Origin of the sequence: Pseudomonas sp. NFACC08-1 (assembly GCF_900106735.1) — a bacterium.
GTDB classification, from domain to species: domain Bacteria; phylum Pseudomonadota; class Gammaproteobacteria; order Pseudomonadales; family Pseudomonadaceae; genus Aquipseudomonas; species Aquipseudomonas fluorescens_Q.
Map to the genome: position 1 here is coordinate 146870 of NZ_FNNL01000006.1, position 21355 is coordinate 168224.

At 60.6% G+C, this 21355-nt stretch carries 21 protein-coding genes and 2 tRNA genes; 12 read left to right on the forward strand and 11 right to left on the reverse strand.

What is annotated here, in order from left to right; translation table 11 throughout:
- Positions 1 to 235 precede the first annotated feature (235 nt).
- From BLU76_RS14435 to BLU76_RS14450, 4 genes are all read left to right on the forward strand, one after another.
- Positions 236 to 312 (forward strand) — tRNA-Met (locus tag BLU76_RS14435).
- A 219-nt stretch (positions 313 to 531) separates the two neighbouring features.
- A tRNA-Met gene (locus tag BLU76_RS14440) sits at positions 532 to 608 on the forward strand.
- 153 nt (positions 609 to 761) lie between these two features.
- Positions 762 to 3404: a bifunctional lysylphosphatidylglycerol flippase/synthetase MprF gene (gene mprF, locus BLU76_RS14445; RefSeq protein WP_092223208.1), complete on the forward strand. Its 2643-nt coding sequence runs from the start codon at positions 762 to 764 to the stop codon at positions 3402 to 3404.
- On the forward strand, positions 3404 to 4693 hold the full coding sequence (locus BLU76_RS14450; RefSeq protein WP_092223210.1) for a virulence factor family protein: 1290 nt from the start codon (positions 3404 to 3406) through the stop codon (positions 4691 to 4693). The genes mprF and BLU76_RS14450 overlap by 1 nt, the downstream gene beginning before the upstream one ends.
- Positions 4694 to 5053: 360 nt before the next feature.
- On the opposite strand, the gene BLU76_RS14455 is transcribed toward BLU76_RS14450, so the two are convergent.
- A complete protein-coding gene (locus BLU76_RS14455) occupies positions 5054 to 6895 on the reverse strand; it encodes a potassium transporter Kup (RefSeq protein WP_371914901.1) in 1842 nt (613 codons plus the stop codon).
- A gap of 333 nt (positions 6896 to 7228) precedes the next feature.
- Here BLU76_RS14455 and rimO point away from each other — a divergent pair, with 333 nt between their 5' ends.
- The 5 genes from rimO to tsaA all read left to right on the forward strand — a co-directional run bounded on the left by rimO (position 7229) and on the right by tsaA (position 11523).
- The gene (rimO, locus tag BLU76_RS14460; RefSeq protein WP_003198379.1) at positions 7229 to 8569 is read left to right on the forward strand and encodes a 30S ribosomal protein S12 methylthiotransferase RimO; all 1341 of its coding nucleotides are present in this window, start codon (positions 7229 to 7231) and stop codon (positions 8567 to 8569) included.
- Positions 8570 to 8832: 263 nt separating this feature from the next.
- Complete coding sequence (locus BLU76_RS14470; RefSeq protein ID WP_063322705.1) at positions 8833 to 9306, forward strand: GNAT family N-acetyltransferase; 474 nt, start codon at positions 8833 to 8835, stop codon at positions 9304 to 9306.
- An 83-nt stretch (positions 9307 to 9389) separates the two neighbouring features.
- Entirely contained in the window at positions 9390 to 10100 is a 711-nt protein-coding gene (locus BLU76_RS14475; protein ID WP_063322706.1) for an rRNA pseudouridine synthase, read from the forward strand.
- Positions 10101 to 10157: 57 nt separating this feature from the next.
- Entirely contained in the window at positions 10158 to 10619 is a 462-nt protein-coding gene (locus BLU76_RS14480) for a YehS family protein (protein WP_092223214.1), read from the forward strand.
- A gap of 205 nt (positions 10620 to 10824) precedes the next feature.
- Positions 10825 to 11523 (forward strand): tRNA (N6-threonylcarbamoyladenosine(37)-N6)-methyltransferase TrmO, encoded by a 699-nt coding sequence (tsaA, locus tag BLU76_RS14485; RefSeq protein ID WP_092144137.1) that lies wholly within the window; start codon positions 10825 to 10827, stop codon positions 11521 to 11523.
- A 108-nt stretch (positions 11524 to 11631) separates the two neighbouring features.
- Here tsaA and fpr read toward each other — a convergent pair whose 3' ends face one another.
- Positions 11632 to 12411, reverse strand: coding sequence for a ferredoxin-NADP reductase (gene fpr, locus BLU76_RS14490; RefSeq protein WP_003198368.1), 780 nt, complete (start codon positions 12409 to 12411; stop codon positions 11632 to 11634).
- Positions 12412 to 12532: 121 nt separating this feature from the next.
- On the opposite strand from fpr, the gene BLU76_RS14495 reads away from it, so the two are divergent.
- Positions 12533 to 13459, forward strand: coding sequence for a LysR family transcriptional regulator (locus tag BLU76_RS14495; RefSeq protein ID WP_063322709.1), 927 nt, complete (start codon positions 12533 to 12535; stop codon positions 13457 to 13459).
- A 4-nt stretch (positions 13460 to 13463) separates the two neighbouring features.
- Here BLU76_RS14495 and BLU76_RS14500 read toward each other — a convergent pair whose 3' ends face one another.
- The 3 genes from BLU76_RS14500 to BLU76_RS14510 form a co-directional block, all read right to left on the reverse strand.
- Positions 13464 to 13826 carry a diacylglycerol kinase gene (locus BLU76_RS14500; protein WP_063322710.1) on the reverse strand — a complete coding sequence of 121 codons (363 nt, stop codon included), beginning with the start codon at positions 13824 to 13826 and terminating at the stop codon, positions 13464 to 13466.
- 72 nt (positions 13827 to 13898) lie between these two features.
- Positions 13899 to 14552 (reverse strand): response regulator transcription factor ErdR, encoded by a 654-nt coding sequence (gene erdR, locus BLU76_RS14505; protein ID WP_092223216.1) that lies wholly within the window; start codon positions 14550 to 14552, stop codon positions 13899 to 13901.
- 212 nt (positions 14553 to 14764) lie between these two features.
- The gene (locus BLU76_RS14510; protein ID WP_092144306.1) at positions 14765 to 15511 is read right to left on the reverse strand and encodes a tRNA-uridine aminocarboxypropyltransferase; all 747 of its coding nucleotides are present in this window, start codon (positions 15509 to 15511) and stop codon (positions 14765 to 14767) included.
- 184 nt (positions 15512 to 15695) lie between these two features.
- On the opposite strand from BLU76_RS14510, the gene BLU76_RS14515 reads away from it, so the two are divergent.
- Positions 15696 to 16118, forward strand: coding sequence for a quorum-sensing-regulated virulence factor family protein (locus tag BLU76_RS14515; RefSeq protein WP_003198359.1), 423 nt, complete (start codon positions 15696 to 15698; stop codon positions 16116 to 16118).
- On the opposite strand, the gene BLU76_RS14520 is transcribed toward BLU76_RS14515, so the two are convergent.
- The gene (locus BLU76_RS14520) at positions 16119 to 16313 is read right to left on the reverse strand and encodes a hypothetical protein (RefSeq protein ID WP_063322711.1); all 195 of its coding nucleotides are present in this window, start codon (positions 16311 to 16313) and stop codon (positions 16119 to 16121) included.
- Positions 16314 to 16779: 466 nt separating this feature from the next.
- Here BLU76_RS14520 and BLU76_RS14525 point away from each other — a divergent pair, with 466 nt between their 5' ends.
- Positions 16780 to 17898, forward strand: coding sequence for an LOG family protein (locus BLU76_RS14525; RefSeq protein WP_063322712.1), 1119 nt, complete (start codon positions 16780 to 16782; stop codon positions 17896 to 17898).
- A 46-nt stretch (positions 17899 to 17944) separates the two neighbouring features.
- Here BLU76_RS14525 and recX read toward each other — a convergent pair whose 3' ends face one another.
- The 5 genes from recX to BLU76_RS14550 form a co-directional block, all read right to left on the reverse strand.
- The gene (gene recX, locus BLU76_RS14530) at positions 17945 to 18412 is read right to left on the reverse strand and encodes a recombination regulator RecX (RefSeq protein ID WP_003198353.1); all 468 of its coding nucleotides are present in this window, start codon (positions 18410 to 18412) and stop codon (positions 17945 to 17947) included.
- 8 nt (positions 18413 to 18420) lie between these two features.
- A complete protein-coding gene (gene recA / locus BLU76_RS14535) occupies positions 18421 to 19473 on the reverse strand; it encodes a recombinase RecA (protein WP_003198351.1) in 1053 nt (350 codons plus the stop codon).
- A gap of 83 nt (positions 19474 to 19556) precedes the next feature.
- Positions 19557 to 20057, reverse strand: a complete 501-nt coding sequence (locus BLU76_RS14540) for a CinA family protein (protein ID WP_092144135.1) — start codon at positions 20055 to 20057, stop codon at positions 19557 to 19559.
- A 71-nt stretch (positions 20058 to 20128) separates the two neighbouring features.
- On the reverse strand, positions 20129 to 20665 hold the full coding sequence (locus BLU76_RS14545; protein WP_092144133.1) for a lysis system i-spanin subunit Rz: 537 nt from the start codon (positions 20663 to 20665) through the stop codon (positions 20129 to 20131).
- Positions 20647 to 21210, reverse strand: a complete 564-nt coding sequence (locus BLU76_RS14550) for a glycoside hydrolase family 19 protein (RefSeq protein WP_092223218.1) — start codon at positions 21208 to 21210, stop codon at positions 20647 to 20649. Before BLU76_RS14550 ends, BLU76_RS14545 begins: the two co-directional genes overlap by 19 nt.
- Between the last annotated feature and the right edge of the window lie 145 nt (positions 21211 to 21355).

Below are 21355 nucleotides of genomic sequence, written 5' to 3' on the forward strand. Positions count from 1 at the left end.
CACCTGTATATAGCACCAGTAGTTTGAAAGATCCTTCGTTGGGAGCCGAAAGTGCCTACACAAATTTACTTCTTCAATCGCAACGAAGCCGCCAATAGAGCTCAGGCCTTGCCGGGCCTGCGTCACAGCGCTGTCACAATGCCTTTCTCCAAGGCTAACCGCTTGAAGCGGAACAGTTTTTTGTGAGGCCAGGGTTGACAGCAGCGCGATCCTCTGTAGAATGCCGCCACACAGACGCGGGATGGAGCAGTCTGGTAGCTCGTCGGGCTCATAACCCGAAGGTCGTCGGTTCAAATCCGGCTCCCGCAACCAAACATCAAGAAAGGCTACTCGAAAGAGTGGCCTTTTTTGTGCGTGTCCATTTTTGACTGCCTGATCAGAGAGTCGCCGCCTGCATGCAACAGTTGTAGGACAATTTCCTTTAAATTCCGAGTATTTAGGAAGACAAGGGCGGATCGAGCGTTTATTTGAGCCCATTACCTTTTAACGGTTGACACTCGGGCGTTCGCCTGTAGAATGCCGCCACACAGACGCGGGATGGAGCAGTCTGGTAGCTCGTCGGGCTCATAACCCGAAGGTCGTCGGTTCAAATCCGGCTCCCGCAACCAAACATCAAGAAAGGCTGCTCGAAAGAGTGGCCTTTTTTGTGCCTGGCAGAAAAAGCTCTACATTACAAATATTTTGTAATTATTTTCCTTCGCGGGGATTGGTAACTTGGCTGGATACCCCCATCCTGTCGCGCATAGCTCAAGAGGTGATTGATGCGCGCCCACTCGTCTGACCCGCAAGACCCTGTTACTGCAACACAACCGATCAAAGCCGAACGATTGCGCTGGCTGGATCGGATCAGTCAATACCGTCAGCCTATTGGTCTCGCGGTCACGTTGCTACTGTTTGCGATTGCCTTGATTGCCTGTCGCCACTTGCTGAGCGAGCTCGATCTTTACGCCCTGCACGATTCAATTCTGGAAGTGCCACGACCGGCCCTGCTGGGCGCGATCGCCGCCACGGTAGCCGGCTTCATCATTCTTTTGGGCTACGAATGGTCCGCCAGCCGTTATGCCGGGGTGACACTGCCGCCACAAACCATGGTCCTGGGTGGGTTCACCGCGTTCGCCATCGGCAATGCCATTGGCCTGTCACTGCTGTCGGGCGGCTCTGTTCGCTACCGTCTGTACGCGCGTCATGGCCTGGGGGCCTCGGATGTCGCCCACATGACGCTGTTCGCCAGCCTGTCCCTGGGCTGCGCGTTGCCGCCGTTGGCGGCCCTGGCGACGCTCAGCAACCTGCCCGCCGCGTCCGCCGCGCTGCACCTGCCTGCGACTTTGCTGGGGGCCATTTCCGTGGCGGTGCTGCTGCTCACCAGCGTGTTGGCCATCGGCATTTACCGCAGACGCCTGCCGGAACAGCCTCATCGTGACAGCCTGCTGGTAAAAGCCGGGCGCCGCACACTGCGCCTGCCGGGCCGACGCCTGACCTTCCTGCAACTGGTGATCACCGCGCTGGATGTCGCCGCCGCCGCCACCGTGTTGTATCTGTTGCTGCCCGAAGCGCCGCCGTTTGGCGCCTTCCTGCTGGTGTACCTGCTGGCGTTGGCTGCCGGGGTGCTCAGCCATGTACCGGGCGGTGTCGGCGTGTTCGAAGCGATCCTGCTGGCCGCGTTCGCCGACAAACTCGGGGCCGCGCCACTGGCCGCCGCGCTGTTGCTGTATCGCTTGATCTATGTGCTGTTGCCGATGCTGGTGGCCTGCGTACTGTTGCTGATCAACGAAGCGCAACGGCTGTTCCAGACGCGCCAGAGCCTGCGGGCGGCATCGGGTTTCGCTGCGCCGATCCTGGCGGTGCTGGTGTTTCTTTCGGGCGTGGTGCTGCTGTTTTCCGGGGTGACACCGGAAATCGACACCCGCCTGGAGCACATCGGCTTCCTGATCCCTCATCGACTGGTCGACGCTTCGCACTTCGGCGCCAGCCTGGTGGGCGTGTTGTGCCTGTTGCTCGCCCAAGGCTTGCGCCGTCGCCTGTCAGCCGCCTGGATGCTGACCACGGTCTTGCTCCTGGTGGGCGCCCTGCTCTCGCTGCTCAAGGGCTTCGACTGGGAAGAAGCCACGTTACTGACCCTGACGGCCGCCCTGCTGGCGGTGTTCCGGCGTTCCTTTTATCGTCCCAGCCGCCTGACTGAACTGCCCTTTTCCCCACTGTTCCTGATCGCCAGTATCTGCGTGCTGGGCGCGTCGATCTGGCTGCTGCTGTTTGCTTACCAGGATGTGCCCTACAGCCATCAACTCTGGTGGCAGTTCACGCTTGATGCCGACGCCCCTCGCGGCCTGCGCTCCCTGCTGGGGGCCGCGGTGTTGCTGGTGGTGGTGTCCCTGACCTGGTTGCTGCGCACCGCACGACCGGTGATCCATTTGCCGACGACAGAAGAACTGGAGCGGGCCAAGACGATTCTCATGACGTCTTCGCAACCCGACGGTGGACTGGCCCTGACCGGCGACAAGGCGTTGCTGTTTCACCCCAACGACGAAGCGTTCCTGATGTATGCCCGCCGTGGTCGCAGCCTGGTGGCGTTGTACGATCCGATCGGTCCTACCCAGCAACGGGCTGAAATGATCTGGCAGTTCCGCGACCTGTGTGACATCCACCACGCCCGCCCCGTGTTCTATCAGGTACGTGCCGAGAACCTGCCGTACTACATGGACATCGGCCTGACAGCCATCAAGCTGGGCGAGGAAGCACGGGTCGACCTCAAGCGTTTCGATCTCGAAGCCAAGGGCAAAGAGATGAAGGATTTGCGCTACACCTGGAACCGCGGCACCCGTGACGGCCTGTCGCTGGAGATCCACGAACCGGGCCTGGCGCCGATGGATGAGCTCAAGGTCATTTCCGATGCCTGGCTGACCGGCAAGAACGTGCGTGAGAAAGGTTTCTCCCTGGGCCGTTTCAGTGATGACTACCTCAAGCATTTCCGCATCGCCGTGATTCGTTTCGAGGGCCGGCCGGTGGCGTTCGCCAACCTGCTGGAAACCCACAGCCACGAACTGGCCAGCCTCGACCTGATGCGCGCCCACCCCGAGGCCCCGAAACTGACCATGGAGTTCATGATGGTCGGTCTCATCCAGCATTATAAAAATCATGACTACGCCCGCTTCAGCCTCGGCATGGTCCCGCTGTCAGGCCTGCAACCGCGTCGCGGCGCACCATTGACCCAACGCCTGGGTTCGATGGTGTTCCGCCGTGGCGAGCAGCTCTATAACTTCCAGGGGCTGCGCCGCTTCAAAGACAAATTCCAGCCTGACTGGGAACCTCGCTACATGGCCGTGCCCGCCGGACTCGATCCGCTGGTGGCGCTGGCTGATACCGCCGCCCTGATTGCAGGCGGCCTGACTGGATTGGTGAAACGCTGATGATGCAACGCTCCTGGCGATACGTAGTGGCCGCCCTGCTGGTGCTGGCGGTGATTCTCGGTGGTGGTTACTGGTACTGGAACCGCCCGGCCCCGCAACCGACCCTGGAACAACTGGCGCCCACCGATGGCGTCGCGATGACTCGGGTCATCCCCGGCACCAAGCCGCGCGCCCAGGTGCTGGTGGCGGTCAATGAAGACCAGAAGCTCAGCGACACGCAGTTGACGACCCTCAGCCGCAGCGGCTCGGCGCAGATCGTTCAGGTGATCCTGCCCAAGGACTGCATGTTGCAAGGTCGCGCCCTGCAGACGGGTCTGCGGCAGCTCCAAGGGCCAGCCACGCTGGTCAGCGGCATCGGCCCTGGCGCTGTGCTGGCCTGGCGCTGGCTGGCCGAGCAGAAGGATGACAAGGCCAAGGCCGTGTCGGTGGACCTGGCCCTGGAAAAACCCGGCTGCACACACTTGCTGCCCAAAAGCGCAGCCCACGGCCACTGGCTGGTGGCCTGGAACGATAACCCCGACGACACCAGCGCCGGCTTCGTACGCGATCAGTCGAATGCCGAGACCAGCATCAGCGACTACGACATCAATCTGCCACAAGTCCTGAACAACGAGCTGCGCAAGATCCTGGTCGGCACTGACAAGGCCAAGGGCGGCCTGAGCATCCCGGTGGTGGAAGTCCCTGCCAGCCAGACGCGGGATACCGTGACCCTGTTTCTCTCCGGAGACGGCGGCTGGCGTGACCTGGACCGCGACGTGGCCGATGAAATGGCCAAGATTGGCTACCCAGTGGTCGGCATCGACACCCTGCGCTACTACTGGCAGCACAAGAGCCCGGAACAAAGCGCGGCGGATCTGACCGAACTGATGCAGCACTACCGTCAGGTCTGGGGTACCAAGCGCTTCATCCTGACCGGCTACTCCTTCGGTGCCGACGTGTTGCCAGCCATCTACAATCGCCTGCCAGCCACCGAACAACAGCGGGTCGATGCGATCATCCTGCTGGCTTTCGCCCGCACCGGCAGCTTCGAGATCGAAGTCGAAGGCTGGCTCGGCAACGCCGGCACCGAAGCCGCCACCGGCCCGGAAATGGCCAAGCTGCCAGCCGAGAAAGTGGTGTGCATCTACGGCGGTGAAGAAGCCGACGAAAGCGGCTGCACCGACAAGACTGCCGTGGGTGAAGCCATCAAGCTGCCCGGCGGCCATCACTTCGACGAAAACTACCCGGCCCTGGCCAAGCGCTTGATCGATGAGATCAACGAGCGGCAGAACAAGGTCGCCGAACAGTAAGTCGACACACGCCTGACAAAAAGCCCCGGCAGCCTCAAGGTTGCCGGGGCTTTTTTGTGCTCGACTGCCCCATCTCTATGGGAGCTATTACCGTTCATTCAAGAAAAATGATGGACCCGTGGCGAGGGAGCTTGCTCCCGCTCGACTGCGAAGCAGTCGCAAACCGGCGGGTGCGGTGTGCCTGACTCCCCGCATTTGGCAGGTTTTGGCGCCGCTTCGCGGCCCAGCGGGAGCAAGCTTCCTCGCCACGGGCTTGTCGATTGCCTTAAGTGGACAGCATTACCTTGGCATCAGCTTTTGTGTCGCCTACAAAAAAGCCCCCGCCGCCGCAAGGCAACGAGGGCTTTTGTTTTCCTGATGCTACATCTCCACCTGCGTCCCCAGTTCAATCACCCGGTTCAACGGCAGATTGAAGAAGCGCAGATTGCCGTTGGCGTTCTTCAACATGAAGGCGAACAACGCCTCGCGCCAGCGGGCCATGCCTTCGAGTTTCGACGCGATGACCGTTTCGCGGCTGAGGAAGTAAGTGGTACGCATCGGGCTGAAGTCCAGGTCATCCAGATGGCAGAGCTTGAGCGCCAGCGGGACGTCCGGCTCGTCGGTAAAACCAAAGTGCAGGATCACCCGGAAGAACCCTTCGCCATAGGCATCGACCTCGAAACGCCGCTGCGGCGGCACCCGGGGAATGTCTTCGTACACCACTGTCAGCAGCACCACCTGCTCATGCAGCACCTGGTTGTGCAATAGATTGTGCAATAGGGCGTGAGGCACAGCGTCCGAACGCGCGGTCAGGAATACCGCGGTGCCCTGGACGCGATGAGGGGGTTGTACGCGGATGCTGCTGATGAAGATCGGCAGAGGCAGCGCCCCTTCATCCAGGCGCTCCACCAGCAATTGTTTGCCGCGCTTCCACGTGGTCATCAGCACGAACAAGGCAATACCGGCGATGACCGGGAACGCACCGCCCTGGATGATTTTCGGCACGTTGGCGGCGAAGTACAGGCCGTCCACCAAAAGGAAACCGAGGAGCAACGGAACAGCCAGCAGCGGCGGCCACTTCCACAACAGCAGTATCACGGCGGACACCAGGATCGTGGTCATCAGCATGGTACCGGTCACCGCCACGCCATAGGCCGAAGCCAACGCGCCGGAAGATTCGAACCCCAGCACCAGCAGTACCACGCCGACCATCAGCGACCAGTTCACCGCACCGATATAGATCTGGCCCTGCTCGGCGCTGGAGGTGTGCTGGATGTACATGCGCGGGATGTAACCGAGCTGGATCGCCTGGCGCGTCAGGGAGAACGCCCCGGAAATCACCGCTTGCGAAGCGATCACCGTGGCCAGGGTCGACAGGCCCACCAGCGGGATCAGCGCCCAGCTCGGTGCCAGCAGATAGAACGGGTTGCGCGCCGCCTCCGGGTCGCCCAGCAACAACGCACCCTGACCGAAATAGTTGAGCACCAGCGCCGGCAACACCAGGATGAACCAGGCGCGAGCGATCGGCTTGCGGCCAAAGTGGCCCATGTCGGCGTACAACGCTTCGGCACCGGTCAGCGCCAGCACCACGGCGCCGAGGATCGCCACGCCCATGCCCGAATGGACGACGAAGAAACGCACGGCCCAGACAGGGTTCAACGCCTGCAACACTTCCGGGTGTTGGCTGATGCCGTAGACACCGAGGGCGCCGAGCACCAGGAACCAGGTGACCATGATCGGGCCGAACAGGATGCCGATCCGTGCAGTACCGTGGCGCTGGATGATAAAGAGCCCTACCAGCACGACCAAGGACAGTGGCACGACCCAATGATCGATGCCCTCGAACGCCAGGCCAACACCTTCGATCGCCGAAAGCACGGAAATCGCTGGCGTGATCATGCTGTCGCCGTAGAACAACGCCGCCCCGATCAAGCCGCAGACCACCAGCAATTTGCGCAACCTCGCCCGTCCCGCCGCTGCCCGCCGCGCCAGGGCGGTAAGCGCCATGATCCCGCCCTCGCCCTGGTTGTCGGCGCGCAGCACGAACATCATGTACTTGATCGACACGACCCAGATCAGCGACCAGAAAATCAGCGAGAGAATCCCCAGTACACCATCATGATTGACAGGTACGCCGTAGGCACCGGAAAACACTTCCTTGAGGGTGTACAACGGGCTCGTGCCGATGTCGCCATAAACCACTCCGACCGCCGCGACCAGCATGCTCAGCGGTTTCGCTGCCGAATGCTCGGCACTTGCCGCCTGACTACTTGCATGACCCATCCAACACTCCTGATTCCAGACCTGGCTTCTTGAACGAAGCACTATGCTTTGTTGAGGCAGCATGCGTTGTTTTACGTATTGTTACAGACGTTTTGTTGACTGTAGCAATCGTCAGAACGCAAAGGCGCGAAGCATAGCGCAGCACTCGTCGCATTTCCCGGTATAAAGCTGGTCAAGCAGCCCGGCCACAGATAGAATTGCGCACTTTTTGATCAGAGGCGCGCCAGGCGCCCTGTCTCGGCAAGAGACGATCCCCCTACACCGAGGTTAGACATGTCCACCACTACCGCGCCTGCCAATCCGAAGGTTGGCTTCGTATCCCTGGGTTGCCCTAAGGCTCTGGTCGACTCCGAGCGCATCCTGACCCAGTTGCGCATGGAAGGCTATGACGTTGTGTCCACCTATCAGGACGCCGACGTGGTGGTGGTCAACACCTGCGGCTTCATCGACTCGGCCAAGGCCGAGTCCCTGGAAGTGATCGGCGAAGCCATCAAGGAAAACGGCAAGGTTATCGTCACCGGCTGCATGGGCGTGGAAGAAGGCAACATCCGCAACGTGCACCCGAGCGTGTTGTCCGTGACCGGTCCGCAGCAGTACGAGCAGGTGGTCAACGCCGTGCACGACGTCGTGCCGCCACGCCAGGACCATAACCCGCTGATCGACCTGGTGCCGCCGCAAGGCATCAAGCTGACCCCGCGCCACTACGCCTACCTGAAGATTTCCGAAGGCTGCAACCACAGCTGCAGCTTCTGCATCATCCCGTCGATGCGCGGCAAGCTGGTGAGCCGCCCGGTGGGCGATGTGCTTGACGAGGCCCAGCGCCTGGTCAAGGCCGGCGTCAAGGAACTGCTGGTGATCTCCCAGGACACCAGTGCCTACGGCGTCGACGTGAAATACCGCACCGGCTTCTGGAACGGCGCGCCGGTAAAAACCCGCATGACCGAACTGTGCGAAGCCCTCAGCACCCTCGGCGTCTGGGTTCGCCTGCATTACGTCTATCCATACCCGCACGTCGACGAACTGATCCCGCTGATGGCCGCCGGCAAGATCCTGCCGTACCTGGACATCCCGTTCCAGCACGCCAGCCCGAAAGTCCTCAAGGCCATGAAGCGCCCGGCGTTCGAAGACAAGACCCTGGCCCGCATCAAGAACTGGCGCGAAATCTGCCCGGACCTGATCATCCGCTCGACCTTCATCGTCGGCTTCCCCGGTGAAACCGAAGAAGACTTCCAGTACCTGCTGGATTGGCTGACCGAAGCCCAGCTCGACCGCGTCGGCTGCTTCCAGTATTCCCCTGTCGAAGGCGCACCGGCCAACGACCTGGACCTGGACGTGGTGCCGGACGACGTCAAGCAGGACCGTTGGGAACGCTTCATGGCGCACCAACAGGCCATCAGCTCGGCGCGCCTGCAAATGCGCATCGGCCGTGAAATCGAAGTGCTGGTAGATGAAGTGGACGAACAAGGCGCCGTGGGCCGCTGCTTCTTCGACGCCCCGGAAATCGACGGCAACGTCTTCATCGACAATGGCAGCAACCTCAAGCCGGGCGACAAAGTCTGGTGCAAGGTGACTGATGCCGACGAGTACGATTTGTGGGCTGAGCAGATCGGTTGATCCAGGCTTCTTGGGCTCAAGCCGAGCCGGCTTTTGTGGCGAGGGAGCTTGCTCCCGCTCGATTGCGCAGCAATCGCAAAAAACCGGGGGCCGCTGCGCTGCCCAGCGGGAGCAAGCTCCCTCGCCACAGGTTCTGTGCCTCCAGCCATTGCTCGGCCACCTCGAAAAAACTGAAAAGCCCTGCCCTTGCGACAAGATGCGGGGCTTTTTTACGGCTATCGTATGGAGAAACACCGAACATCCAGCACAAGGAACAGGCGGGCATGCGTCAGCATTCGGTCATCCACACACCGAAACCGAGCGACTACCAGGAACTGACCCAGGTGTGGGAGGCATCGGTACGAGCCACCCACGACTTCCTGCCGGACAGCTACATCGAGCTGCTGAAAAACCTGGTGCTCACCCGTTACCTGGATGCGGTGATGCTCATTTGCACCCGGGACTCGCGCCAGCGGATCACCGGTTTCGCCGGCGTCGCGGCCGGCAAGATCGAGATGCTCTTCATCGACCCGCAACACCGTGGCCAGGGCCTGGGCAAGCAACTGCTGCACTACGCCATGGAACAGCTGAACGCCGATCAACTGGACGTCAACGAGCAGAACCCGCAAGCCCTGGGCTTTTACCTCAAGCAAGGCTTCGAAGTGGTCGGGCGCTCGGCGAAAGATGGCATGAACCAACCCTACCCGCTGTTGCACATGCGCTACAAGCAGCCCGACCTGAAGGCTGGACGCGGCTAAAAACGGCATGAGGCAAATGGACCCGCGATTAACCGGCGCCAGGCAGGTACAATGCCCCCCCTCTTTTTGTTACGGCCCCCGTCATGACTGACCCGATTCGTCTCTCCAAACGCCTCATCGAACTCGTCGGCTGTTCCCGTCGGGAGGCTGAGTTGTTCATCGAGGGCGGCTGGGTCACCGTGGATGGCGAAGTGATCGATGAACCGCAGTTCAAGGTCACCACCCAGAAGGTCGAACTCGACCCCGAGGCCAAGGCCACCGCGCCGGAGCCGGTGACGCTCCTGCTGAACGTCCCGGCGGGCATGGATGTAGACACCGCGATGGCCTCCCTTGGACCGCAGACCCTGAGCGAAGAACATCGCTTCGGCAAACGCCCACTCAAGGGCCATTTCCTGCGCCTGAGCGCCAGCGCCGACCTGCAAGCCAACGCCAGCGGGCTGCTGGTGTTCACCCAGGATTGGAAGATCTTGCGCAAGCTCACCGCCGACGCCGCCAAGATCGAGCAGGAATACGTGGTGGAAGTCGAAGGCGAGATGGTCGCCCATGGCCTCAATCGCCTGAACCATGGCTTGACCTACAAGGGCAAGGAGCTGCCGGCGGTCAAGGCCAGTTGGCAGAACGAGAACCGCCTGCGCTTTGCCATGAAAAACCCGCAGCCCGGCGTGATCGCCCTGTTTTGCCAGGCGGTCGGGCTCAAGGTCGTCGCCATTCGCCGCATTCGCATCGGCGGCGTGTCCATCGGCAAGGTGCCGCTGGGCCAGTGGCGCTACCTGTCTGCCAAAGAGAAATTCTAATTTTCCGGCGCCGCACCGAACCGGGGCGCCCACTGCCGATCGATCAGGACTGCACACATGATTCACAACGACGTACTGCGCAGCGTGCGCTACATGCTCGACATCAGCGACAAGAAAGTCATCGAGATCATCAAGCTGGGCGGCCTGGAAGTCTCCCTGGCCGACCTGGCGGGCTACCTCAAGAAAGACGAGGAAGAAGGCTTCGTGTTCTGCCCTGACGAGGTCATGGCGCATTTTCTCGATGGCCTGGTGATCTTCAAGCGTGGCAAGGACGATAGCCGCCCGCCGCAGCCGATCGAAGTGCCGGTGACCAACAACATCATTCTCAAGAAACTGCGAGTGGCGTTCGAGCTGAAGGAGGACGACATGCACGCCATCCTCAAGGCCGCCGAGTTCCCGGTGTCCAAGCCGGAACTGAGCGCGCTGTTCCGCAAGTTCGGCCACACCAACTATCGCCCGTGTGGCGACCAGTTGCTGCGCAATTTCCTCAAGGGCCTGACGCTGCGCGTGCGCGGCTGACGTTGAAGGACAGCTGAATCCTGGGGGCTTTTGTGGCGAGGGAGCTTGCTCCCGCTGGACGCGCAGCGGCCCCTCGCGGTGCGTCAGACAGCACCAGGGGGCCGCTTCGCAGCCCAGCGGGAGCAAGCTCCCTCGCCACAGAGGACCGTGTCGATTTCAGCTCTCGCGTTATCATGCCCTCTCCATCTCGCCTCGATTTCAACCCATGACCTACAGCGTCTCCCCCATCGGCTTCGTCCGCTCCTGTTTCAAGGAGAAGTTCGCCATTCCCCGCCAACCGCAACTGGCCCCCGCCGCGCGCGGAGTGCTGGAGCTGGTGGCGCCGTTCGATCAGGGCGAGGCGGTGCAGGGGTTGGAGCAGGTCAGCCATGTCTGGCTGTTGTTCCTGTTCCACCAGGCCCTGGAAGACAAGCCGCGGTTGAAAGTAAGGCCGCCGCGCCTGGGTGGTAACAAGTCCATGGGCGTGTTCGCCACCCGCGCCACCCACCGTCCCAATGGCATCGGCCAATCGGTGGTGAAGCTGGAGCGGGTCGAAGCCGGGCGCCTGTGGATCTCGGGCATCGACTTGCTGGACGGCACGCCGGTGCTGGACATCAAGCCCTACGTGCCTTACGCCGATATCATAGGCGCGGCGTCCAACAACATCGCCAGTGCAGCACCTGAGCTCATCCCCGTGCAATGGGCGGACACAGCCCTGCTACAAGCCCAGGATCACGCCACGCGCCTGGCAGAGCCCTTGGTGGCGCTGATCGAACAATGTCTGGCCCAAGACCCACGCCCGGCATACCAGGTTCCTACAGCGGAACGGGAATATGGTGCGCAGTTCTGGGATGTGGACGTTCGCTGGCATTACCCGCAGCCAGGGTTGATCCGGGTGTTGGAAGTGATTCCAGCTAAGCAGTGATCGCCAGGAACGAAAAAGCCCGCGCGGCCTTATTCAGGCGGCGCGGGCTTTTTTTGTGGACAACTGTTGGACCGGGTCGCGGTCATCAGCCACTCCACAGACTGCAGCTTACTTCTCTACAAACGCCCGCTCGATCAGGTAATCACCCGGCTCGCGCATACGCGGCGAAACGGTCAGGCCGAAGCTGTTGAGCACTTCGCTGGTCTCGTCGAGCATGCTCGGGCTGCCGCACAACATGGCGCGGTCGTCCTGCGGGTTGATCGGTGGCAGGCCGATGTCGCGGAACAGCTTGCCGCTGCGCATCAGGTCGGTCAGGCGGCCTTCGTTCTCGAACGGCTCGCGCGTCACGGTCGGGTAGTAGATCAGCTTTTCACGCAGCGCTTCGCCGAAGAACTCGTTCTGCGGCAAGTGTTCGGTGATGAACTCGCGGTAAGCGACTTCATTGACGTAACGCACGCCGTGGCACAGGATCACTTTTTCGAAACGCTCATAGGTTTCCGGATCCTGGATGACGCTCATGAACGGCGCCAGCCCAGTACCGGTGCTGAGCAGGTACAAATGCTTGCCAGGCTTGAGATCGTCCAGCACGAGGGTGCCGGTGGGTTTCTTGCTGATGATGATCTCGTCGCCTTCCTTCAGGTGCTGCAACTGGGAGGTCAGCGGACCATCAGGCACCTTGATGCTGAAGAATTCGAGATGCTCTTCCCAGTTCGGGCTGGCAATCGAGTAAGCGCGCATAAGCGGGCGGCCATTGGGCTGTTGCAGGCCGATCATCACGAACTGACCGTTCTCGAAGCGCAGGCCCGGATCGCGGGTGCACTTGAAGCTGAACAGAGTGTCGTTCCAGTGATGAACACTGAGGACACGCTCGTGGTTCATGTTGCTCATGTACGGGGACTCCTGGGAATAATGCCTGCGCCGATAATCTGCGCAATTGCATCGCATTCTAATGGCGGCGACAATATCTGTTAAATGGATTATTAAGATAAGGGTTATCGGTTATATCGATATGCGATTTACTCTCCGTCAACTTCAAGTCTTCGTCGCCGTGGCCCAGCAGGAAAGCGTGTCTCGCGCTGCGGGCCAACTCAATCTGTCGCAGTCGGCGGCCAGCACCTCCATCACCGAACTGGAGCGGCAATCGAGCTGCCAATTGTTCGACCGTGCCGGCAAGCGCCTGAGCCTCAATGCCCTGGGCAAACAACTGCTGCCCCAGGCAGTGGCGCTGCTGGACCAGGCCAAGGAAATCGAAGACCTGCTCAACGGCAAGTCCGGTTTCGGCTCACTGGCGGTCGGCGCAACGCTGACCATCGGCAATTACCTGGCGACCTTGTTGATCGGCGGTTTCATGCAGCGCCATCCAGAAAGCCAGGTGAAGCTGCACGTGCAGAACACTGCCAATATCGTGCACCAGGTTGCTCACTATGAAATTGATCTGGGTCTAATCGAAGGTGACTGCAGCCATCCGGACATTGAGGTGCAGAGCTGGGTCGAGGACGAACTGGTGGTGTTCTGCGCCCCTCAACACCCGCTGGCCAAGCGCGGCCAGGCGACGATGGAGGAACTGACCCATGAGGCGTGGATTCTACGGGAACAGGGTTCCGGCACACGCCTGACCTTCGACCAGGCCATGCGTCATCACCGTAGCGCGCTGAATATCCGCCTGGAGCTGGAACACACCGAAGCCATCAAGCGCGCCGTGGAATCCGGCCTGGGCATTGGCTGCATCTCACGCCTGGCCCTGCGCGACGCCTTCCGCCGGGGCAGCCTTGTCGCAGTGGAAACCCCGGACATGGACCTGGCGCGGCAGTTTTATTTCATCTGGCATAAACAGAAGTACCAGACCTCGGCCATGCGCGAATTCCTCGAGCTGTGCCGGGCCTTCACCGCCGGGGCCCAGCGCAGCGACGAAATCGTGCTGCCGACCATTGCCTGAACCGTTACAACAGCACCACGCCCCACACCAACGCGATCATCGTCAGGGCGACTAACTGGGCCGCGCTGCCCATGTCCTTGGCATTTTTTGACAATGGGTGCAGTTCCAGGGAGATGCGGTCGATGGCCGCCTCCACCGCCGAGTTGAGCAATTCCACGATCAATGCCAACAGGCACACGGCAATCAGCAGCGCCTGCTCGACACGACTGACGTTCAGGAAGAATGACAACGGAATCAACACGACATTGAGCAACACCAACTGGCGGAAAGCCGCTTCGCCGACAAAAGCTGCACGCAGCCCGTCCAAGGAATAGCCGGAGGCGTTGAGGATGCGTTTCAGGCCGGTCTGGCCTTTAAAAGGTGACATAGAGTGGGCAACTGATCGAAAAGGAGTGGAGAAGCTAATTCAAACCCGGTCAAAAAAGCGTGAACCGGAACACTAGGCCGGCGGTGAAATTGACTCAAGTTGTTGCAGCAGCAAGGCCGCCTGGGTCCGGGTGCGCACGTTCAGTTTACGAAAGATCGCCGTGACGTGAGCCTTGATGGTGGCCTCCGAAACGTTCAGTTCGTAGGCAATCTGTTTGTTCAGTAAGCCTTCGCAGACCATGGTCAACACCCGGAACTGCTGCGGCGTGAGACTGGCCAGCCCCTCGCTGGCGGCCTTGGCTTCCTCGGACACGCTCACCGCCTCGAACGCCTGGGGCGGCCAACAGACATCGCCGTCCAGGACCGCCTTCACGGCCTTCTGAATCATCTCAAGGGAACTGGACTTGGGTATGAATCCGCTGGCGCCGAACTCCCGGGCCTTGACCATCACCGAGGCTTCTTCCTGGGCCGAGACCATGACCACGGGGATCTGCGGGTATTGGCCCCGCAACAGCACCAGCCCTGAAAAACCATAGGCACCGGGCATGTTCAGGTCTAGCAGCACCAGGTCCCAATCGGCCTTCGCCGTCAACTGGACCTCCAGTTCCGCGATACTGGCCACCTCCGTCAACCGGACAGCCGGGCCGAGGCCCAGGGTCACAGCCTGATGCAACGCGCTGCGAAAGAGCGGATGGTCATCGGCAATCAGGATTTCGTATGTGGCCATTTTTCAAATGATCCTGTTTTAATGGCAGGCCCGATGCATTCGCGCCTCGCCAAGACAACTCAAGACACCGCCATGCAGCGGCATCCACAGGGGCACATTCAACGCCAAACACGGCGTTTCAAACATTGGCGGCGCCCCGGTCGGCGCCAAGCATGCCCAGCGAAGCCGGGGTGGTCAAGCAGCACAGCCATCACAGTGTCGAGTATGCGCCACTATTGGTCCAATACTGCTTGCGGCGTACGGATAAAGGGTTGCAACTCGGCGTGGGCCGGGGTCGAGACGTTCACCTCCTGCTGGCCCTTGGCGCCCAGGTAATGCTGGCTGAACACATCGAAATAGGCGTCCAGGGCCGAAGCAGCATCGCTGTCCCCCGCCAGTTCCAGACACAATGCCGCCACTTCGGCGGTGCACAGGTGCTCGCTGCGGGTCGAACGGCGCAGGCGGTAACGCGACAGTCTGTCAGGCAGCAGGCTCAGGATCGGCAGTCGGTCGAAATACGGGCTTTTACGAAAAATCTTCCGCGCCTCGGTCCAGGTCGCATCCAGCAGAATGAACAGCGGGCGCTTGGAATGATCAAGATCAACCGCATGGGTCACCCGTGATGGCTCGACGTATTCGCCCGGAAACACCAGGTACGGTTGCCATTGCGGATCGTTCAGCAGCGCCAGCAGTTGCTCGTCGACGTCGGTGCGCGACCAGATGAACGCGTGATTGTCGCGCACGACGTCGGCAATCAGCCAACCAGTGTTGCTCGGTTTGAACACTTCCTTGTTGGTCATGATCAGGCAGACCCCGGAGCGGGTCTCGACACTCGGACGCCAAGCGCACAGGCAATGGCTCTCGATCACTCGGCAGGCGCTGCAACGGGGCGCGCGCCAGCCACGGGCCTGGATCGGCCTGATCCCTTCATCGATGCGTTGGTCGCGCAGGCGGGCTACGGCGTTAGGGGCGTGATTCATCATGGGCAACGCCGGCAGAAAGGAGAACTCGACACGAACAACACTCGGCAGGGCAATAAAGGCCGGCAGTCTACCAGAGCGCACGAGCCTGTACCGTCCACCCTGGCTCCCCTATAATTCCCGGCCACTGAACGCACAGTCATGTGATCGGTCGAACCACCAGTCACTGAACCAGGAGAGTTTCATGCTGCGCCTTATCGTCCCTACCGTTGCCGTTCTGCTGGCGACGTCCTTCAGCGCTCAGGCTGCTTCGCTGAAAGAACTCGAACTGAACAAGATGCTGCAGAACGTCGCCAAGGAAAGTAGCGTCGGTACGCCGCGGGCGATCAACGAAGACATTCTCGACCAGGGTTATACCGTCGAAGGCACCGAGCTGATCAACCATCTCAGTGTGCAAAGCAGCCACGCCCAGAAAATGCGCGCAGACCCCAAGGCTGTGTATTTCCAGTTGGGCTCTACGGTGTGCACCAATCCAGGTTTCCGCAAGTTGATGGCCAAGGGCGCAACCATGCGCTACGAGTTCACCGAGGTTAAGACCAACCGCCCGGTCGCGACCGAGCGCTTCCAGGAATCGGATTGCCCGAAACCGGCCAAGACGAAGAAGTAGTCAACCTGAACTTGCGCGCCGCTGCTCATCGTCGGCGCGCAACTCCGCCACCAGCGCCTGCAAGTAACGCGAGCGCCATGCTCGCCCTCCCAGCCGACGACAGCATTCGTCCTCAAGACTCACCCGATTGGCCTGTGCCGACTCCAACAACATCAAGTACAACTGCCTGTCGAGCTCCAGAGTGACCCTGGTCATTTCTCCCGCCTCCCTGCCCCGATTCGCTTCAATCCATCACGTGGCACCCAACCCTGGGCGTCAAATTGCATTGGCACGCTTGTTATCAGTAAATCAGAGCGACACGCACCCGGCCGGCGATCTGACGAGCGGTGCAATCGTTCACGGCATGTATCAGCGGTTGCCAACGGTCACTTTTGCGCGCCATGATCAGGGCAGCAAAGATCGGCATGACGGTCTAGATTCAAAGTATCCATAGTATTTTCATCGGGCAGAAAGAGGCTGCCTGGCCAACACCTTGGTGTGTGATTGTTTTTTATCAAAGGGAAAAGCAGAACCCGCTGGATGGCTTGGTCGCCTTGCTGCAGACCGCGTCAAGCCAGGTCACCCTCCAGGCCGATGCTTGGGCTGACAACGACACATGGAGTGTCGTGGCCTCGATGAATCTCTCGTCCGGGCCGGGGTCCTGTTAAGAAGGAGAAGCTGAATGCCTTACAAACCGAATGACCTGCTCAGTCGTCATTTTGAGAACCATGGCCACGACCTCACCCGCAAGGTCGAAGAGCAACTCAACCTGGTCTCCCCCAACAGCCCCAACCTCCCCATTTACCGAGACATGATCCTGACCGTGCTGCGCATGGCCCAGGAAGATCACAACCGCTGGAATGCCAAGATCACACTACAAGCCCTGAGGGAACTGGAACACGCCTTCCGTACCCTCGAGCAGTTCAAGGGCCGACGCAAGGTCACGGTCTTCGGCTCGGCCCGAACACCCATCGAACATCCGCTGTATGGCCTGGCCCGAGAGCTGGGGGCGGCGCTGGCCCGCTCGGACATGATGGTCATCACCGGCGCCGGCGGTGGCATCATGGCCGCCGCCCATGAAGGCGCAGGGCGCGACCACAGCCTGGGATTCAACATCACCCTGCCTTTCGAGCAACACGCAAACCCGACCGTCGAGGGCACGCCGAACCTGCTGCCGTTCCACTTCTTCTTCACCCGTAAACTGTTTTTCGTCAAAGAGGCCGACGCACTGGTGCTCTGCCCCGGCGGTTTCGGCACGCTTGATGAAGCGCTGGAAGTCCTGACGCTGGTACAGACAGGCAAGAGCCCTTTGGTACCGGTGGTCCTGCTGGATGTGCCAGGGGGCAAGTTCTGGCAAGGAGCCCTGAACTTTATCCGCGAGCAATTGGAGGAAAACCGCTACATCCTGCCCACCGACATGAAGCTGATGCGCCTGGTGTACAACGCCGAAGAGGCCGTGGAAGAAATCAACCAGTTCTACCGCAACTTTCACTCCAGTCGCTGGCTCAAGCATCAGTTCGTGATCCGCATGAATCACAAGCTAAACGAACAGGCGTTGCAGCAGATGCAGGGAGAATTCGCCGATTTGTGCCTAAACGACTGTTTTCATCAACATGACTACAGCGGTGAAGAGCACGACGAAGCCCAGTTCAGTCATCTGACCCGACTGGCGTTTGCCTTCAACGCCCGGGATCACGGTCGCTTGAGGGAACTGGTGGATTACATCAACCTGCCGCAAAACTGGGCCCAGCCCGCCTCAAAACCCCACCCCCTCACATGGGAGCCGATCAAGGTAACCTGAGCCCATAAAAAAACGGCCTGCTATCGAAATAGCAGGCCGTTTTTGTTTAGTCATCCATACCGCGACCGCTGAACAAGCGGTTGATCATTTCCATGGAGTAACCTCGATACGCCAGGAAACGCCCTTGTTTGGCTCGTTCCCGCGCATCGATGGGTAAATGTCCTGAGAACTTGCGGCGCCAGGTGTCCGTCAGTTGCTCCTGCCAATCGATACCGCTTTCGCGCAAGGCAAGTTCGATATCCGGGCGTTGCAAACCACGCTGGCCCAGTTCCTCACGAATTCGCAAAGGACCATAACCGGAGCGAGCGCGATAAGAGACAAAGCTTTCCAGGTAACGGGACTCCGACAGCAAGCCCTCTTCGGTCAAACGGTCGAGGGCTGTGTCGATCAACTCATCGGGAGCGCCGCGCTGACGCAGCTTACGCGTCAGCTCGACTCGACCATGCTCGCGCCTGGCGAGCAGGTCCATCGCGGTTCGTCGCACCGCGACGAGGGTATCGAGGACGACGGTCATCGATTCGATCAGATGTCAGCGTCAGCCAGGTCGTCAGCGGTCTCGCGATTAGCCACGGACTTGACGTCTGCCACCGGGCTCAACAGCTTGTCACGCAATTGCTTCTCGAGAGCAGCGGCGACTTCCGGGTTATCCGCCAGGAACTTGGCCGAGTTGGCCTTGCCCTGACCGATCTTGGTGCCGTTGTAGGCATACCAGGCGCCCGACTTCTCGACGAAACCGTGCAGCACACCCAGGTCGATCATCTCGCCATTGAGGTAGATGCCCTTGCCGTAAAGAATCTGGAACTCGGCCTGACGGAACGGCGAAGCCACCTTGTTCTTCACGACCTTGACGCGGGTTTCGCTGCCGACCACCTCGTCACCTTCCTTCACCGCGCCAGTACGGCGGATATCGAGGCGAACCGAGGCGTAGAACTTCAGCGCGTTACCACCGGTGGTGGTTTCCGGACTGCCGAACATCACGCCGATCTTCATACGGATCTGGTTGATGAAGATCACCAGGCAGTTGGCGTTCTTGATGTTACCGGTGATCTTGCGCAGGGCCTGGGACATCAGGCGAGCCTGGAGGCCCACGTGCATGTCGCCCATTTCACCTTCGATTTCAGCTTTGGGTACCAGTGCCGCCACGGAGTCGACGATGATCACGTCAACCGCGTTGGAACGTACCAGCATGTCGGTGATTTCCAGGGCCTGTTCGCCGGTATCCGGCTGGGAAACCAGCAGGTCGTCGACGTTGACACCCAGTTTGCCGGCGTATTCCGGGTCCAGGGCGTGTTCGGCGTCGACGAAGGCGCAGGTTGCACCGGCTTTTTGGGCCTGGGCGATCACCGACAGCGTCAGGGTGGTTTTACCGGACGACTCAGGACCGTAGATTTCAACGATTCGGCCTTTTGGCAGGCCGCCGATGCCAAGCGCGATGTCCAGGCCCAGGGAGCCGGTGGAGATGGAAGGAATAGCCTGACGGTCCTGATCGCCCATACGCATTACGGCACCCTTGCCGAATTGACGTTCGATCTGACCCAAGGCCGCAGCCAAGGCTTTCTTCTTGTTGTCGTCCATTAAAGTCCTCACGTAATCAATAAGGCCTGACGGCCAACACCTGTATAAGTAGCCAGTATTATTCCACAGCGATTGAGGATCGCCTACCCCTGATTTGAGATTTCTACAGCGGCATGTTGCAGCAGCCCCTCTAGCGCGGCCTTCACCGTTTGTCGGCGGACCTCGTCGCGGTTGCCCGGAAAGAATCGCTGCTCGCTGATCACCGCTTCGCCAACGCCCCAGGCCAGCCACACCGTGCCCACCGGCTTGTTCGGCGAACCACCATCCGGCCCTGCTACACCGCTGACCGCCACGGCAAAACGCGCCAGGCTTTTATGCTGGGCGCCTCGCACCATGGCCTCGACCACCTCGCGGCTGACCGCCCCTACCGTGCCGAACAACTCGGCCGGTACGTCCAACTGCTGGGTCTTCTGGCGATTGGAATAGGTGACGTAACCCGCCTCGAACCAGGCCGAACTCCCGGGAATCCGGGTAATCGCCTCGGCAATCCCGCCGCCCGTGCAGGACTCAGCCGTGGTGACGTGGGCATTGAGCAACTGCAGGCGCCTGCCCAGCTCAGCGGCCAGTTCGGTGATGTCGTCCATGGTGCTCTCCTGATTCCACACAATTGAGGCCTACCGTACACGAGCAATGGAAGCTTGCAAGGCTTGGCGGATTACCGATCCAGCGCTCTGATATAGGCCTGACAGGCCTGCAAGGCAATCAATCCGCGATCACCGGCGTCGGTGATGGCGATAATTCGTTGAGCATGCGCCGGGTCAAGTCGGGCGCGTGGGGCGCCATGATCCAGGCCGCCGGCGCCGGTGGCGGCAGGCACTGCACAACCGGCGGCAACATCGTTGGCGTCGAGGAGGACTGACAGCCGGACATCGGCAGTAGCAAGGCGATCGCGCAGGCGATCCTGGTCACGTTGGGCATCGCTCAAGGCTCGGTAATGGGTTTGTTCGCTGGCGGACAGCTGCTGCTCAAGGGCCAGACGTTTGTCTTGCTCGGTCTTTTGCTGCGTCGCGGCCGCTTGGGTTATCTGATTCAACGTCTCGCTCTGGGCTTGGGCCAACTGCGCCAACTGCTGGCCATAACGCCAATCCTGGATTCGCCACGCCAGCATCGCCGGGCCACCCGCCAACAATGCCAGTAAAACGATGATACCCAGGGTACGAGTAGAGAAAGGCATCAGGCCAAAGGCTGGCATAACACCGCCCTCGCCCGCGCCCAGAGTTGCAGGCGATCCTCCAAGCCGTTCAAACCGCCATTGATGCGTCGGGTGATGCTGTTGAACTGATCACGATCGGCCAGCTCGTTCAAGCCGCTCTGCTCCCAGAACCAAGCGGAGGATTCGGATGCCCATTGCGGCTGCTCAAGAAGCTCAGGCAGCGCCAGCAGCCGTTCATCACCGAACAAGCCAAGACTACAGCGACGATAATTGTCATGGCCGGTAATCTGGATCAGTCCTCGGCCGCGATACTTCTGGCCGTCGCCGTCAGCCTGGGGCGAGTTGCCCAGGCGAACGGCCAACGCGCCGGTGTCGTATTTGCTTAGATAGGCTTCGCTGCCCAGCTCGCGCACATACCGTAGCTGCCCCGACTCGTGGCCGATTTGCGCCAGGAACGCAGCGATGCGTTTAGGCGTGACGATACGGTGGCGGGACATGGCGATGTTAAGGGCTGAAACAAAAACGCCCGCTTGGGAGCGGGCGTTGGGCATGATGCTGATAAGTTGTGCTTGGGTGACGTCCATAGACCGTCCCTCGAAAAAACATTACTGAAGTTGCGTTGCCAGCCAGGGCGGCGCGACGATGCCCGGCCGCGGGGAACCACTCATCCTACGGCCACGCTCCCAGGGCTTGTCGAGAGAAAAGTGCAGTCACCAGCCCCACAGGAAT

Excerpts from the sequence above, each read along its gene's own strand:
- BLU76_RS14475 (WP_063322706.1), top strand. The coding sequence starts at position 9,390 with ATGACTGACCCGATTCGTCTCTCCAAACGCCTCATCGAACTCGTCGGC.
- recA (WP_003198351.1), bottom strand. The coding sequence starts at position 19,473 with ATGGACGACAACAAGAAGAAAGCCTTGGCTGCGGCCTTGGGTCAGATC.
- BLU76_RS14515 (WP_003198359.1), top strand. The coding sequence starts at position 15,696 with ATGCTGCGCCTTATCGTCCCTACCGTTGCCGTTCTGCTGGCGACGTCC.
- BLU76_RS14510 (WP_092144306.1), bottom strand. The coding sequence starts at position 15,511 with ATGAATCACGCCCCTAACGCCGTAGCCCGCCTGCGCGACCAACGCATC.
- recX (WP_003198353.1), bottom strand. The coding sequence starts at position 18,412 with ATGACCGTCGTCCTCGATACCCTCGTCGCGGTGCGACGAACCGCGATG.
- BLU76_RS14525 (WP_063322712.1), top strand. The coding sequence starts at position 16,780 with ATGCCTTACAAACCGAATGACCTGCTCAGTCGTCATTTTGAGAACCAT.
- BLU76_RS14450 (WP_092223210.1), top strand. The coding sequence starts at position 3,404 with ATGATGCAACGCTCCTGGCGATACGTAGTGGCCGCCCTGCTGGTGCTG.
- BLU76_RS14500 (WP_063322710.1), bottom strand. The coding sequence starts at position 13,826 with ATGTCACCTTTTAAAGGCCAGACCGGCCTGAAACGCATCCTCAACGCC.
- BLU76_RS14495 (WP_063322709.1), top strand. The coding sequence starts at position 12,533 with ATGCGATTTACTCTCCGTCAACTTCAAGTCTTCGTCGCCGTGGCCCAG.
- BLU76_RS14470 (WP_063322705.1), top strand. The coding sequence starts at position 8,833 with ATGCGTCAGCATTCGGTCATCCACACACCGAAACCGAGCGACTACCAG.
- fpr (WP_003198368.1), bottom strand. The coding sequence starts at position 12,411 with ATGAGCAACATGAACCACGAGCGTGTCCTCAGTGTTCATCACTGGAAC.
- BLU76_RS14545 (WP_092144133.1), bottom strand. The coding sequence starts at position 20,665 with ATGCCAGCCTTTGGCCTGATGCCTTTCTCTACTCGTACCCTGGGTATC.
- mprF (WP_092223208.1), top strand. The coding sequence starts at position 762 with ATGCGCGCCCACTCGTCTGACCCGCAAGACCCTGTTACTGCAACACAA.
- rimO (WP_003198379.1), top strand. The coding sequence starts at position 7,229 with ATGTCCACCACTACCGCGCCTGCCAATCCGAAGGTTGGCTTCGTATCC.
- tsaA (WP_092144137.1), top strand. The coding sequence starts at position 10,825 with ATGACCTACAGCGTCTCCCCCATCGGCTTCGTCCGCTCCTGTTTCAAG.
- BLU76_RS14455 (WP_371914901.1), bottom strand. The coding sequence starts at position 6,895 with ATGCTGGTCGCGGCGGTCGGAGTGGTTTATGGCGACATCGGCACGAGC.
- BLU76_RS14520 (WP_063322711.1), bottom strand. The coding sequence starts at position 16,313 with ATGACCAGGGTCACTCTGGAGCTCGACAGGCAGTTGTACTTGATGTTG.
- BLU76_RS14550 (WP_092223218.1), bottom strand. The coding sequence starts at position 21,210 with ATGGACGTCACCCAAGCACAACTTATCAGCATCATGCCCAACGCCCGC.
- BLU76_RS14480 (WP_092223214.1), top strand. The coding sequence starts at position 10,158 with ATGATTCACAACGACGTACTGCGCAGCGTGCGCTACATGCTCGACATC.
- BLU76_RS14540 (WP_092144135.1), bottom strand. The coding sequence starts at position 20,057 with ATGGACGACATCACCGAACTGGCCGCTGAGCTGGGCAGGCGCCTGCAG.
- erdR (WP_092223216.1), bottom strand. The coding sequence starts at position 14,552 with ATGGCCACATACGAAATCCTGATTGCCGATGACCATCCGCTCTTTCGC.